This window comes from Telluria sp. ZT3P26 (assembly GCF_059686035.1).
The window spans coordinates 630,670-645,035 of sequence record NZ_JCASII010000003.1 but is presented as its reverse complement, the minus strand read 5'-3'; the positions used below and the strand labels follow the sequence as shown (position 1 = coordinate 645,035).

The 14,366-nt window shown below is 65.0% G+C and carries 14 protein-coding genes; all 14 read left to right on the top strand.

The features are described from left to right. The first annotated feature begins 16 nt into the window (after positions 1 to 16). Positions 17 to 577 (top strand): ribosome recycling factor, encoded by a 561-nt coding sequence (gene frr / locus AC56LN_RS13540; RefSeq protein WP_258834509.1) that lies wholly within the window; start codon positions 17 to 19, stop codon positions 575 to 577. A 175-nt stretch (positions 578 to 752) separates the two neighbouring features. After that, positions 753 to 1,505, top strand: a complete 753-nt coding sequence (gene uppS, locus AC56LN_RS13535) for a polyprenyl diphosphate synthase (protein ID WP_499572421.1) — start codon at positions 753 to 755, stop codon at positions 1,503 to 1,505. Further along, on the top strand, positions 1,506 to 2,336 hold the full coding sequence (locus tag AC56LN_RS13530) for a phosphatidate cytidylyltransferase (RefSeq protein WP_183552972.1): 831 nt from the start codon (positions 1,506 to 1,508) through the stop codon (positions 2,334 to 2,336). Between the two features lie 12 nt (positions 2,337 to 2,348). Further along, complete coding sequence (gene ispC / locus AC56LN_RS13525; RefSeq protein WP_499572420.1) at positions 2,349 to 3,521, top strand: 1-deoxy-D-xylulose-5-phosphate reductoisomerase; 1,173 nt, start codon at positions 2,349 to 2,351, stop codon at positions 3,519 to 3,521. Between the two features lie 17 nt (positions 3,522 to 3,538). Then, positions 3,539 to 4,888 (top strand): RIP metalloprotease RseP, encoded by a 1,350-nt coding sequence (gene rseP / locus AC56LN_RS13520; RefSeq protein ID WP_499572418.1) that lies wholly within the window; start codon positions 3,539 to 3,541, stop codon positions 4,886 to 4,888. An 81-nt stretch (positions 4,889 to 4,969) separates the two neighbouring features. Further along, complete coding sequence (bamA, locus tag AC56LN_RS13515) at positions 4,970 to 7,318, top strand: outer membrane protein assembly factor BamA (RefSeq protein WP_499572417.1); 2,349 nt, start codon at positions 4,970 to 4,972, stop codon at positions 7,316 to 7,318. 40 nt (positions 7,319 to 7,358) lie between these two features. After that, positions 7,359 to 7,904, top strand: a complete 546-nt coding sequence (locus AC56LN_RS13510) for an OmpH/Skp family outer membrane protein (protein WP_332531605.1) — start codon at positions 7,359 to 7,361, stop codon at positions 7,902 to 7,904. Between the two features lie 57 nt (positions 7,905 to 7,961). After that, positions 7,962 to 9,014, top strand: a complete 1,053-nt coding sequence (gene lpxD, locus AC56LN_RS13505) for a UDP-3-O-(3-hydroxymyristoyl)glucosamine N-acyltransferase (protein ID WP_499572415.1) — start codon at positions 7,962 to 7,964, stop codon at positions 9,012 to 9,014. Continuing rightward, on the top strand, positions 9,011 to 9,523 hold the full coding sequence (gene fabZ / locus AC56LN_RS13500) for a 3-hydroxyacyl-ACP dehydratase FabZ (RefSeq protein WP_332531607.1): 513 nt from the start codon (positions 9,011 to 9,013) through the stop codon (positions 9,521 to 9,523). The genes lpxD and fabZ overlap by 4 nt, the downstream gene beginning before the upstream one ends. Before the next feature lie 9 nt (positions 9,524 to 9,532). Next, positions 9,533 to 10,321, top strand: a complete 789-nt coding sequence (lpxA, locus tag AC56LN_RS13495; RefSeq protein ID WP_499572413.1) for an acyl-ACP--UDP-N-acetylglucosamine O-acyltransferase — start codon at positions 9,533 to 9,535, stop codon at positions 10,319 to 10,321. Next, positions 10,305 to 11,507, top strand: a complete 1,203-nt coding sequence (gene lpxB, locus AC56LN_RS13490; RefSeq protein ID WP_499572411.1) for a lipid-A-disaccharide synthase — start codon at positions 10,305 to 10,307, stop codon at positions 11,505 to 11,507. Before lpxA ends, lpxB begins: the two co-directional genes overlap by 17 nt. Further along, positions 11,504 to 12,172 (top strand): ribonuclease HII, encoded by a 669-nt coding sequence (gene rnhB, locus AC56LN_RS13485; RefSeq protein ID WP_499572409.1) that lies wholly within the window; start codon positions 11,504 to 11,506, stop codon positions 12,170 to 12,172. The genes lpxB and rnhB overlap by 4 nt, the downstream gene beginning before the upstream one ends. Further along, complete coding sequence (locus AC56LN_RS13480) at positions 12,169 to 12,963, top strand: TrmH family RNA methyltransferase (RefSeq protein WP_499572407.1); 795 nt, start codon at positions 12,169 to 12,171, stop codon at positions 12,961 to 12,963. Before rnhB ends, AC56LN_RS13480 begins: the two co-directional genes overlap by 4 nt. 50 nt (positions 12,964 to 13,013) lie before the next feature. After that, complete coding sequence (locus AC56LN_RS13475) at positions 13,014 to 14,210, top strand: EAL domain-containing response regulator (RefSeq protein WP_499572405.1); 1,197 nt, start codon at positions 13,014 to 13,016, stop codon at positions 14,208 to 14,210. Positions 14,211 to 14,366: the final 156 nt, after the last annotated feature.

Sequence of the window (14,366 nt, the reverse complement as noted above, 5' to 3'; positions counted from 1 at the left end):
ACAACAGGAGAGCAGCATGTCCTTAGCTGACGTCAAGAAAAACGCACAAGACCGCATGGTCAAGTCCATCGAAACCCTGCGCGCCGATCTGGCCAAGGTCCGCACCGGCCGCGCCCACACCGGCATTCTGGATCACGTCACGGTCGACTACTACGGTTCGCCAACGGCGCTACCGATGGTCGCCAACCTGACGCTGGTCGATGCCCGCACGATCGGCGTCCAGCCATTCGAAAAGAAGATGCTGGCAGCCATCGAAAAGGCCATCCGCGATGCCGACCTGGGCCTGAACCCGTCGTCGCAGGGCGAGATGATCCGCGTGCCGACCCCGCCGCTGACCGAAGAGCGCCGCAAGGAAATGGTCAAGCTGACCAAGTCCGAAGGTGAAGACGCGAAAATTGCCGTGCGCAATATCCGTCGCGACGCTAACGAAGCGCTGAAGAAAATGGTCAAGGACAAGACCGCCTCGGAAGACGACGAGCGCCGTTCGTCGGACGAAATCCAGAAGCTGACCGACAAGGCCGTGGCCGATATCGACAAGCTGCTGAGCGAGAAAGAAAAAGAAATCCTGACGGTGTAAGCAGGCATTTCATCGGCAAGCCTGCGGGCTTTCCTGCGGACCGGCCCCGGCAACTTGCCGCGGCCGGTCCGCGTGCCTTATGATTGGCCAATTGCGCAATGCCATGCGCAATTCTGTATCGCAGTTCTCTGGCGAAGTTTTATGGCGCAGTTTCATGGCGCAGTTTTATGGAAATATGATGTTCAAAAGCTCGACCACCGCCGTTCCCGATACGTCCGCCGTGCCACGCCATATCGCCATCATCATGGACGGTAATGGCCGCTGGGCAACCAAACGCTTGCTGCCGCGCGTCGCCGGCCACGTCAAGGGCGTCGAAGCCGTGCGCGGCGTGGTCGAAGCCTGCGTCGAGCGTGGCGTCGAGTACCTGACGCTGTTCGCGTTCTCGTCCGAGAACTGGCGCCGGCCGGCCGACGAAGTCTCGCTGCTGATGCGCCTGTTCGTGACGGCGCTCGAGCGCGAAGTCGCCAAGATGCATGCCAATAATATCCGCCTGAAAGTGGTGGGTGACCTGAGCCGCTTCGATGCAAAGCTGCAGGACATGATCGCCAACGCCGAGCGCCGCACGGCCGGCAACACGCGCCTGACGGTCACCGTGTGCGCGAACTATGGCGGGCGCTGGGATATCATGCAGGCGACCGGCAAGATGGTGAAAGCCAACCCCGGCATCACCGAGTTCAGTGAAGACATGCTGGCGCCGCACCTGGCGATGGCGTATGCGCCTGAGCCCGACCTGTTCATCCGCACCGGCGGCGAAGAACGCATTTCGAATTTCCTGTTGTGGCAGCTGGCATATGCCGAGCTGCACTTTACCGACACCTTCTGGCCTGACTTCACGCCAAAGGCGCTGGACGAGGCGATTGGCTCCTACCAGGAGCGCGAACGGCGCTTTGGCCAGACCGGCGCCCAAGTAGCGAAGAAGACCAACTAAATGCTCAAGACCCGGATTCTCACCGCACTCGTCCTGCTGGCAGTCCTGCTGCCGGTTCTGTACTCCAACAATTACACGGCGTTTGCGGTGGTGGCCTGCGTCTTTTTCGGCGCCGCGATCTGGGAATGTTTTCGCCTGTTCAATCCCGGCGCCCGTAGTGCGATCCTGATCGCCGGCGCCTGGACGCTGGCCTTTGCCTATGCGTTCTTCGTGCGCGAGCAGGGCAATCCGACCTTCTGGTTCGGCATCGGCGTGCTGCTGTGGGCACTGCGTTTTGCCCCCACGCTCAAGTTCGGCCTGCCGCCGCTGTCGAGCACGCCCAATACCTTGCTGAGTTTGCTGTACGCGATCTCGCTGGTGGCCTGTTTCGTGGCCATCGTCTACCTCTTCAATTATTCGGCCGTGCTGCTGCTGTCCGTGCTGGCCATCGTCTGGGCCGCCGACATCTTTGCCTATGTCTGCGGCAAGACCTTCGGCAAGCGCAAGCTGGCGCCGAGCATCTCGCCCGGCAAGTCGTGGGAGGGCGCCATCGGTGGCGGCCTCGTCACGCTGGTGCTGGCTGCCTGCACCGTGCTGTTCGGCGGCGAAGCTTTTGCCGGCACCTTTGCCGTGCGCGTGCAGGCGGGCCTGGGCTGGCTCGGCCTGTTCGCCGTGATTGCCCTCATTGTGGTTGCCAGCGTCGTTGGCGACCTGTTCGAATCCCAGCTCAAACGCCGCGCCGGCGCCAAGGACAGCAGCAACCTGCTGCCGGGCCACGGTGGCGTGCTGGACCGGATCGACGCACTCGTGCCGGTCCTGCCACTGGCGGCGCTGATCGCGACCTGGCTCTAGAAGGAAGTTTACATGCAACGCATTACCATCCTGGGCGCCACCGGCTCGATCGGCGCCTCGACCCTCGACGTGCTGGCGCGCCATCCGGAGCAATACCAGGTGTACGCACTGAGCGCCCACACGCGCGTGGAAGAGCTGGCCGCCGCCTGCCGCAGCTGCCGTCCCGCGCGCGCCGTCGTCGGCAGTGCCGACGCGGCCGCGCGCCTGGCGGCGCTGATTGCCGACCTGCCCACCAGCGTCGAATACGGCGAGCAGGCGCTGTGCGATATCGCGTCGAACGACGACACCGACACCGTGATGGCCGCCATCGTCGGCGCCGCCGGCCTGGCCCCGACGCTGGCCGCGGCCCGCGCCGGCAAGAAGGTCCTGTTGGCGAACAAGGAAGCACTGGTCATGTCCGGCCAGCTGTTCATGGACGCCGTGCGCGAGCACAAGGCGACGCTGCTCCCGATCGACAGCGAACACAATGCCATCTTCCAGTCGCTGCCCGCCGCCTTCGGCCGCGTGCCGGCGGCGGCCGGTGTGGCCAAGATTTTGCTCACCGCATCCGGCGGCCCGTTCCTGAACCGCGCCGTCGAGACCCTTGGCGACGTGACCCCGGACGAAGCCTGCAAGCACCCGAACTGGGTCATGGGCCGCAAGATTTCGGTGGACTCGGCGACCATGATGAACAAGGGTCTCGAAGTCATCGAAGCCCACTGGCTGTTCGGCGCGCCCGCCGACCAGATCGAGGTCGTCATCCACCCGCAGAGTGTGATCCACTCGATGGTGTCGTATGTCGACGGCTCGGTGCTGGCGCAACTGGGTAACCCTGACATGCGCACGCCGATCGCGCACGCGCTGGCGTACCCTGACCGGATCGCGTCCGGCGTGGCCCAGCTCGACCTGACGCAGATGGCAGCGCTGCAGTTCTTCCCGCCTGATTTTGCGCGCTTCCCGTGCCTGGCGCTGGCCTTCGACGCACTGCGCGCCGGTGGCACGGCGCCGGCACTGCTCAACGCCGCCAATGAAGTGGCGGTGGAAGCCTTCCTTGAGCGCCGCATTGGTTTCCGCGACATCGACCGCGTCATCCGCCATGCACTCGACGCCGTCGAACACGGCCCGGCGCCATCGATCGAGGCCGTGCTGGCCCAGGATGCGCGTGCCCGCGAGGCCGCAACGCATGCGGTCGCCAGCCTGCACTGATTGACGGATACAGCCCGATGACCCTGCTTTACACCGTGCTGGCGTTCGCGCTGGCGCTCGGCCCCCTGATCGTGATCCACGAGCTGGGTCACTACCTGGTGGCGCGTGCCTGCGGCGTCAAAGTGCTGCGCTTTTCGATCGGCATGGGCCGCGTCGTCTGGTCGCGCCGTTTCGGACGCGACCAGACCGAGTGGGCGGTGTCGCTGCTGCCGCTGGGCGGCTACGTCAAGTTCCTTGACAGCCGCGATCCCGACGCCGGCCCGATCGACAAGAGCGAGCTGTCGCGCGAATTCACGCGCCAGAATGTCTGGAAGCGCATCGCCATCGTCGCCGCCGGCCCGCTGTCGAACTTTGCTCTGGCAATCGTCCTGATGGCGGCACTCTTCATGCATGGCGTGGACGAGCCGTCGGCGCGCCTGCGCACCGTGGCCGAATCGTCGGAGGCCTACCGCGCCGGCGTGCGCGGCGGCGAGACGGTGGTTGCCGTCAATGGCAGTGCCGTGCGTTCGTGGTCCGAGCTGCGCTGGCAGATCATGCACGCGGCGGTCGACAAGACCGATGCGCGCCTTGACCTGCGCAGCACGGGCGGCGGCACGAGTGGCAGCACATATGCCGTGGTGCTGCCGGCGTCCGTCATCGGCAAGCTCGATGTCGACAGCGACGTGATGGCCTCGCTGGGCCTTGACCTGTGGCGCCCGCAGCCGCGCATCGACAAGGTCATCGCCGACGGGGCAGGGCAGCGCGCCGGCCTGCAGGCGGGCGACCTCGTGCTGCGCCTGAACGGCGCGCCGGTCGTGGACGGCATCGCCTTCATCGAGGCAGTGCGCGCCGCGCCTGGCCGCGCGCTGCAGGTCGACGTGGAGCGCGCCGGTGCCCCGGTAACGCTGTCGCTGACCCCGGAGCGCGACGCCAATGGCCGCGGCGTGATCAAGGCGATGGTGGCACAGGCGCCCGAGATGGTGACTGTGTCGTCAGGCCCGTTCGATGCCATCGCGCGCGGTGCCGAGCGCACCTGGGAAACGTCCACGATGACGCTGAAAATGATCGGAAAGATGATTACCGGCGAAGCGTCATTGAAAAATGTGACGGGGCCGATCACGATCGCCGATTATGCCGGACAGACCGCCCGCATTGGCCTCGTGAGCTATTTACAGTTTATTGCCTTTATTAGTATCAGCTTAGGCGTCATGAATTTGTTACCAATTCCCGTTCTGGATGGTGGCCATTTACTGTATTATTCGCTGGAAGTTTTGACCGGGCGTCCTGTTTCTGTGCGCGTCGTCGAGTTCGCACAGCGCGCCGGGATCGGCCTGCTGTTCATGCTGATGGCGCTCGCCGTCTTCAACGACCTGGGCCGGCTGCTCTAGCCGCCCGCGGTTCGCTCCCCAGGAGCCCAGTCAAATCACCAAGCAATCGTTGTCCAAATGAGTGACCCTTTGATCCAGCCAATGAAATTACAACCAGATCGTTTCGCCTTGCCGTTCATTCGCCGCAGCCTGATTGGCTCCGCCGTCGTGGCGCTGTGCGCCACGCTGTACGCAAATAATGCCATGGCCGTCAACCCGTTCGTCGTCAAGGACATCCGGGTCGAGGGCATCCAGCGTACCGAGGCAGGCACCGTGTTCAGCTACCTGCCGGTGCGCGTGGGCGAGACCTTCGACGACGTCAAGGCCTCGAGCGCGATCAAGGCGCTGTACGCGACGGGCTTCTTCAAGGACATCCGCCTCGAAGAAGAAAACGGCGTGCTGGTCGTGCTGGTCGAAGAGCGTCCGGCGATTTCGTCGGTCGACTTCACGGGCACCAAGGAATTCGAAAAAGACATGCTGGTCAAGGCGCTGTCCGAAATCGGCGTCGCCCAGACCAAGATCTTCGACAAGGCATCCGTCGACCGCGCCGAGCAGGAGCTCAAGCGCCAGTACCTGTCGCACGGCCTGTACGGCGTCAAGATCACCACCACCGTGACCCCGATCGAACGCAACCGCGTCACGATCATGTTCAACGTGGACGAGGGCGATGTCGCCAAGATCAAGGGCATCAACATCATCGGCAACAAGGCGTTCAGCGACAAAGAGCTGCGCCAGCTGCTCGAGCTGCGCCCGTCCGGCTGGTTCACCTGGTACTCCAAGGCCGACCAGTACTCCAAGCAGAAGCTCACCGGCGACCTGGAAAAGATCAAGTCGTGGTACCTCAATCACGGCTACCTCGAGGCCAACGTCGAGTCGACGCAGGTGTCGATCACGCCGGACAAACGCGATATCTACCTGACGCTCAACGTCACCGAAGGCGAGCAGTACACCGTCTCGAGCGTCAAGCTCGAAGGCGAGATGTTCGGCCGCGAAGAAGAGCTCAAACAGCTGATCCTTCTGCAGCCGGGCAAGACCTACGTGGGCGACCTGCAAGAGGCCACCAACAAGCTGATCTCCGATCGCCTGGGCACCTTCGGCTACGCCTTCGCCAACGTCACGGCCAACCCGGAACTCAACCGCGAGAAGCGCGAAGTGGCCTTCACGTTCTTCGTCGATCCGGGCAAGCGCGCCTATGTGCGCCACATGAACATCACGGGTAACACCGTCACGCGCGATGAAGTCATCCGCCGCGAATTCCGCCAGTTCGAGAGCTCGTGGTACGACGCCAACCGCGTCAAGCTGTCGCGTGACCGCGTCGATCGCCTGGGCTACTTCAAGGACGTGAAGGTTGAAACGCCCGAGTCGCCAGGCACGTCCGACCAGGTCGACGTGAATATCGCGGTCGAAGAAAAACCGACCGGTAACTTCCAGATCGGCGGCGCCTTCTCGCAGTCCGAGAAGTTCACGTTCACCGCGTCGATCTCGCAGGCCAACTTCGCCGGCAGCGGCAACACGGTCGGCATCGAACTCAATACCAGCAAGTACAACCGGACGATCGCGTTCTCGCAGACCAATCCGTACTTCACCGACGACGGCATCTCGCGCGCGTTCTCGCTGTACCTGCGCACGTCGCGCCCACCGGCGCTGAACATCGGTTCCTACACGGTGCGCCAGACCGGCGGCAACATGACCTTCGGCGTGCCGTTCTCCGAGTCCGACACCGTCTACTTCGGCGCCGGCCTGGAACGCACGGAGCTGGAAACCGACGAATCGTCGCCGAGCATCTACCAGACGTTCGTGCGCCAGAACGGCGGCCCGGCCAGCGGTGTCGGCTCGGCCACCACCAACGCGATTCCACTGACAGCGGCATGGGGCCGCGACACGCGCGACAGCGCCGTGACCCCGAGCCGCGGCCGCTTCCAGCGCGCCAACTTCGAAATCGACGCGATCGGCGACGCCAAGTACTACCGCATCGTGTACGAACACCAGTGGTGGAAGCCGGTCACGCGCTGGATGACGCTGGCCCTGCGCGGCGAGTTCGATTACGGCAAGGGCATCGGCGGCAGCGCCTACCCGGTCTTCAAGAACTTCTACGCCGGCGGCATCGGCTCGGTGCGCGGCTACGAAAGCTCGTCGCTGGGCGTGGTCGACCAGCGTTACTACGATGCGATCGGCGGCTCGAAGCGCATCATCGTCAACGCCGAACTGCAGTTCCCGTTCCCGGGCAGCGGCACCGACCGCAGCCTGCGCTGGTTCACCTTCGCCGACGGCGGCCAGGTGTTCCAGGAAGACGCGAAGATCCGCTTCGGCGAGTTCCGCTACTCGGCCGGTATCGGTCTGTCCTGGATTTCCCCGGTCGGTCCGCTCAAGTTGAGTTATGCTAAGCCGCTGAATTCGCTGCCGGGCGACCGCCTGGAGCGCTTCCAGTTCCAGATGGGTACCGGCTTCTGACCGGCCCACTGCGTCCTGAAGAACGATTGCGAGAGACTTTATGTTGAAAAATCTGATTGCCTCGCTGCCTGACGGCTTCAAGCCCACCGTGGCGCCAGCCTTGCTGCTGGCCGCGGTGTGCGCGTCGCCGCTGGCACAGGCGCAGGCGCAGGTGGCGACGGGCCGCATCGGCTTCGTCTACACCGAGCGCCTGATGACCGATTCCAAGATGGCCAAGGCGGCTGACGCCAAGCTGGCGGCCGAATTCTCCAAGCGTCAGAAGGCCGTCGAAGAGATGGTCGGCAAGTTCAAGGGCGCGTCCGAGAAGTTCGACGCCGAAGGCAGCAGCCTGGCCGAGCTGGAACGCACGCGCCGTGCGCGCGAGCTGTTCAACATGCAGAAAGATGTTGAGCGCATGCAGCGTGAGTTCCAGGAAGACCTCCAGCAGCGCAAGAACGAAGAACGCGCCGCGATCGCCCAGAAGGCCTACAAGCTGGTCGAACAGTACGCCGAAGCCGAAAAGCTCGATGCGGTGCTGGTCGAAGCGGCGTGGGTGAATCCGCGCGTGGACATCACCGACAAGATCCTCAAGCTGCTCGACAAGTAACACCTGTCGGCAGTGTTTTCCTGCTTTACCGATTTTGACTCACACTGAAAGACCGAGATGGGCATTCGACTAGGCGATTTGGTCGAGCGCTTCGGCGGACAGCTGGTGGGCGACCCGAACCTCGAGGTTACGGCGATTGCTCCCCTGGACACGGCCGGCGCTTCGCACATCAGCTTCCTTTCCAACAGCAAGCTGCGCGCACTGGCGGCGCAAAGCGGGGCCGCGGCCCTGATCCTGTCGCCGCTGGACGACCCGACGGTGGCCGCGACCTATGAAGGCGCGCGCATCGTCACCACCAACCCCTACGCATACTTCGCCCGCGCGGCGCAGTATTTCGCTTCGCTGACGGATCACGTGCCGCCCGCAGGCGTGCACCCGAGCGCCGTCGTTGCGGAATCCGCCGTGATCGACCCGAGCGCCCATATCGGGCCGCACGTGACGATCGACGAGGGCGCCGTGATCGAGGCGCAGGCCGTCATCGACGCCGGCTGCTACGTCGGGCGCAACGCCGTCATCGGCGAAGGCACGCACCTGTTCGCGAACGTCACGTTCCACGCCGGCTGCCGGATCGGCAAGCGGGGCATCCTGCATTCGGGCGCCGTGATCGGCACCGACGGCTTCGGCTTTGCCAACGAAGGCGGCGTCTACATCAAGATTCCGCAGACGGGCCGCGTGCTGATCGGCGACGACGTCGACATCGGCGCCAACACGACGATCGACCGCGGCGCGCTCGAAGACACGATCATCGAAGACGGCGTCAAGCTCGACAACCAGATCCAGATCGGCCACAACACCCGCATCGGCGCGCACACCGCGATGGCCGGCTGCGTCGGCGTGGCCGGCAGCGCGAAGATCGGCAGCCGCTGCACCTTCGGCGGCGCCGCCATGGTGCTGGGCCACCTCGAGATCGCCGATAACGTCCACATCTCATCGGGCAGCATGGTATCGCGCTCGGTGCTCGAACCGGGCCAGTACACGGGCTTCTACCCGCTGGCCAAGAACGCCGAATGGGAACGCAGCGCAGCGATCGTGCGCAACCTCGGCTCGATGCGCGAAAAACTGCGCGCGCTCGAGAAAACCATCAAAACCCTCACAGAACAACAACAATGACTACGCCAGAACTCACCACCCTCGACATCAACCAGATCAAGGAATACCTGCCGCACCGTTATCCGCTGCTGCTGGTCGACCGCGTGCTGGACGTCGAACTGGGCAAGCGCATCGTCGCCATCAAGAACGTCACGATCAACGAAGAATTCTTCAACGGCCACTTCCCGCACAAGCCGGTGATGCCGGGCGTCCTGATGATCGAAGCAATGGCGCAGACTGCCGCGATCCTGTCGTTCATGACCATGGGCGTGAAGCCCGACGAAAACTCGGTCGTGTATTTTGTCGGTATCGACAATGCGCGCTTCAAGCGGCCGGTGGAACCGGGCGACCAGCTGCGCATGGAAGTGGAAATCGTGCGCGTCTCGCGCGGCATCTGGAAATACAAGGCCGTGGCCACGGTCGACGGCAAGGTCGCTGTCGAAGGCGATCTGATGTGTACCATCCGGGGCGCTGCCGAAGCGCCGATGAAAGGCGCCGAGGCGGCACCGGCTGCATCCACGCCCGAGTAAGGAGACGTGATGAGCAAGATTCATCCAACCGCGATCATCGATCCGCAGGCGCAGCTGGACAGCTCGGTCGAGGTCGGGGCGTACTCGATCATCGGGCCGAACGTGCGCATCGATGCGGGCACCGTGATCGGCCCGCACGTCGTCATCGACGGCCACACGACGATCGGCAAGGACAACAAGTTCTTCCAGTTCTGCTCCATCGGCGCCGCGCCACAGGACAAGAAGTGGCAGGGCGAGCCGACCCGGCTGGAGGTGGGCGACCGCAACACGGTGCGCGAATTCGTCAGCTTCAACCTGGGCACGGTGCAGGATGAAGGCGTCACGCGCCTGGGCAACGACAACTGGATCTCGGCCTACGTGCACCTGGCGCACGACTGCCAGGTGGGCAGCAACACGATCTTCTCGAACAATGCGCAACTGGCGGGCCACGTGCACGTGGGCGACTGGGCGATCCTGTCCGGCTTTGTCGGCGTGCATCAGTTCTGCAAGATCGGCGCCCACGCGTTCATCGGCATGTACACGAGCCTGACGCAGGACGTGCCTCCGTACGTCCTGGTGTCGGGCAATCCGGCCGGCGCGCGCGGCGTCAACCTCGAAGGCCTCAAGCGCCGCGGCTTCACGCGCGAGCAGCTCGATGGCATCCGCAGCGCCTACAAGCTGCTGTACCGGAATGGCCTGACGCTCGAAGAAGCCAAGGCCGCGCTGCAGGCCGAAGAAGAACGCCTGCCGGCAGCGGCGATCGATATCCGCCTGCTGCGCGACTTCCTCGGCACCGCGAGCCGTGGCATCGTTCGCTGACGGCGTGCCGTCCGCTGCGGCCCGCGATGTGGCGCTGGCCCTGGTGGCCGGCGAGGCGTCCGGCGACATGCTGGCGGCGCGCCTCTTGGCCGGCCTGCGGCCGCACCTGCCGGAAGCGCGCTTCCACGGCATCGGCGGGCCGCGCATGATCGAGCAGGGCATGGTCAGCGACGTCCCGATGGACCTGTTGACGGTGCGCGGCCTGTTCGAAGTCATTCCCCGCTACCGTGAACTCAAGGGCATCCAGAGCCGCCTGCGCGATCGCCTGATCGCCGAGCGGCCGGCCGCTTTCATCGGCGCCGACTACCCCGGCTTCAACCTGGGCCTGGAAGAGCAGTTGCGCGCTGCCGGGATCCCGACGGTGCACTTCATCGGGCCGCAGATCTGGGCCTGGCGCGGTGGCCGCATCAAGAAGATCCAGCGCGCCGTGTCGCACATGCTCGTGATCTTCCCGTTCGAAGAAGCGATCTACCGCGCTGCCGGCGTGCCGGTGACGTATATCGGGCACCCGCTGGCCGAGACGATTCCGCTGGCGCCCGACGTGGCCGGTGCGCGCCGCGCACTGGGGTTACCAGATGACGCGCGCGTCGTCACCGTCATGCCGGGCAGCCGGATGGGCGAACTGAAATACCTGGCCGAGCCATTCGTGCGCGCCGTGCAAATGCTGGCGGCGCGCGATCCCGGCCTGCGTTTTGTCGTGCCGATGGTCGGCGAGCGGCAGCGGGCGTACTTCGACCAGATCGTCAACGCAGCCGGCCTGCAGGGCGTGGAGCTGATCGTGACCGCCGAAGGCTCGCACACGGCGATTGCCGCCGCCGATGCGGTGCTGGTTGCCTCAGGCACGGCCACGCTGGAAGTCGCGCTATTCAAGAAGCCGATGGTCATCGCTTACAAGGTCATGCGCGCCTCGTGGGAGATCATGCGGCACATGGGTTACCAGCCGTGGATCGGCCTGCCCAACATATTGGCGCGCGAATTCGTCGTGCCGGAACTGCTGCAGCATGCGGCCACGCCCGAAGCACTGGCCGACGCCGTCTGGCGCCAGCTGGAAGACACCGCAGGGCGCGAGCGCCTGGCGCAGCGCTTCCTCGACATGCACCACAGCCTGCTGCGCAACAGCGCCGAAGAAAGCGCACAGGCGGTGCTGCAGATTATCGGGCGCACGGCGCCCGGAACACGTAGATGACAAAAACCAGAATCAATCTGTATCCCGGCCTGCCCACCAGGGGCCGGCCGTTCACCGCACTGGACATCGTGTGCGGCGTCGATGAAGCGGGCCGCGGCCCGCTGGCGGGGCCCGTGTTTGCGGCGGCCGTCATCCTCGATCCGCGCCGTCCGATCGACGGCCTGCGCGATTCAAAGAAGCTGACCGCCGCGCGGCGCGATGAACTCGCGCCGCTGATCCGCGCCCAGGCGCTGGCCTGGGCGGTGGCCGAATGCTCGTGCGAAGAAATCGACAGCATCAACATCCTGCAGGCGACGATGCTGGCAATGCGTCGCGCCGTGGAGGCGCTGCAGCATGCGCCGACCATCGCGCTCATCGACGGCAACCGCTGCCCCGAGCTGACAGTGCGCGCACACGCGATCGTCAAGGGCGACGACAAGGTCAATGCGATTTCGGCGGCATCGATCCTGGCCAAGACCGCGCGCGACGCGGCGCTGGTGCGGCTGCACGAACAGTATCCGCAATACGGCTTCGACCAGCACAAGGGCTACGGCACCGCGCTGCATCTGGAACGCCTGGGTACGCACGGACCGTCGCCGGCGCACCGCCGCTCGTTCGCACCGGTGCGCGGGATGCTGCAGACCGACCTGTTTGGCGCCATGGTCGGCAATGGGGTGACCGCATGAAGACCATCACCTCGCGCGACAACGCGTTCTACAAAGAGATCAAGGCGCTCGCCACCAGCTCGCAGGCGCGGCGCAAGGCCGGTCACAGCCTGCTCGACGGCGTGCACCTGTGCCAGACCTGGCTCGACCTGCGGGGCGCGCCGCGCCATTGCGTGGTGTCGGAGGGCGCGCTGGGCAACGCCGAAGTGCAGGCCATCGTCGCGCGCTGCGGCGCCGTGAACGCGCCGGTGACGGCGCTGCCCGATGCGCTGTTCAACGCCGTCAGCCAGGTCGAGCATGGCGTGCACCTGCTGTTCGTGATCGACACGCCGCAGCCGGCGACGGCACCGGCGCTGGTGATGGCCAGTGTGCTGCTCGATGGTGTGCAGGACCCGGGCAACGTCGGCTCGATCCTGCGCAGCGCCGCTGCCGCCGGCATCAGGCAGGTGTACTGCAGCCCCGGTACCGCGTTCTGCTGGTCGCCGAAGGTGCTGCGCGCGGCAATGGGCGCGCACTTCGTGCTCGAGATTTTCGAGCACGTCGAATTGCCGGACCTGGTGCGCACGGCGCAGGTGCCGGTGCTGGCCACCAGCGGCTATGCGGCCGAGCGCCTGTACACGCTGGACCTGCGGCAACCTGTGGCGTGGGTGCTGGGGCACGAGGGGCAGGGCGTCTCGAACGAGGTGCTGGACCTGGCCACGCACCGCGTCGCGGTGCCGCACCTGGGGCAGGTCGAGTCGCTCAACGTCGCGGCCTGCGCCGCCGTGTGCTTCTTTGAAGGCCTGCGCCAGCAGCAGGCACCGCAGGCATAGACGGCGCCCGCGCCATCCAGTAGGCTAGCGGCTTGTAACGTGGAGTAACGATGGACATCGCGCATTTGCATTTTCTGGTGGCGCAAGCCGACCTTTCCGAGCGCCGGGCGCTGGTCGCCTTGCTGGGGCAACTCGGTGCCGGCCAGGTCACCGACGTCGCCGACGGCACGGCTGCGCTGCAGGCACTGGACGCCGGGGCCACGCCCCCCGTCAACGTCGCAATCATCGACCTCGACTTGCCCGGCATGGACGGCTTGATGCTGCTGCGGCGCCTGGGCGAGATCAAGTGCGCCGCGCGCCTGATCGTGACGGGCGCGCAGCCGGCCGACCTGCTGTTTTCCGTGGAAACGCTGGCCGAAGCCTTCGGCATCGAGCTGCTTGGCGCCATCGCCCGGCCGGTCACCGCGGTGACGCTCAAGCCCGTGCTGGACAATTACACGCCGCTGCCGCGCGTCGCACAGACGCCAGCCGAACCGCGCTTCACGTTCCAGCAGGTGGGCATCGGCCTGCAGAAGCGCCAGTTCGAGCCGTACTTCCAGCCGAAGATCGAACTGGCGACGGGGCAGGTGAAGGGCCTCGAAGTCTTCGCGCGCTGGAATCATCCGGAGCACGGTGTGCTGGGGCCAGCCTCGTTCGTCGATGCGCTGGGCGAGAGCGGCCGCATCGACTTTCTCGACTGGAGCATGATCGAATTGTCGGTCGAGCGCCGGCGCTGGCTGCAGGACCAGGACATCGCGATCCCGATCTCGCTGAACATCGCGTCCGAGACGCTGGCCCATCCCGCATTCGTGCGCCAGATGTCGGCGTGTCTGGAGCGCCACGGGGTCGCTGCTACCGACGTGACGTTCGAAATCTCGGAATCGTCTGTGCTGAACACGGACCCCGACTTCATCGAGCGCCTGGTCCGGCTACGGATGATGGGCTTCGGCCTGGCCATCGACGACTACGGCACCGGCCGCTCGAACCTGCAGCTGCTGGCGCGCATTCCGTTCACCGAACTGAAGATCGACCGCAGCTTCGTCGACGGCGCCTCGCGCCGCCTGCCGTTGAGCACGCTGCTGCGCTCCTGCCTGAGCCTGGCGCATAGCCTGGACCGCAAATCGGTCGCCGTCGGCGTCGAAACCCGTCGCGACTGGGATTTTCTGCAAGCCCTCGGCTGCACCTACGCGCAGGGCTACCACATCGCCAACCCCATGCCCGCCACCGCATTCCCAGCCTGGCTGAGCGACTGGCGCCAATACTTCTAGCCCCCACCCAATAGCCCAACAATTAGGGTCAGAGTAGAATTGTTGGGCAATTTCCTTTTCGCCGGCCTTGAATAATGAGGGTCAGAGTAGAATTATTGAGCAATTTATCTTTGGGTAAGCAGTCTCATCTTATTGAAAGTGCTTGATTCTGAAAAG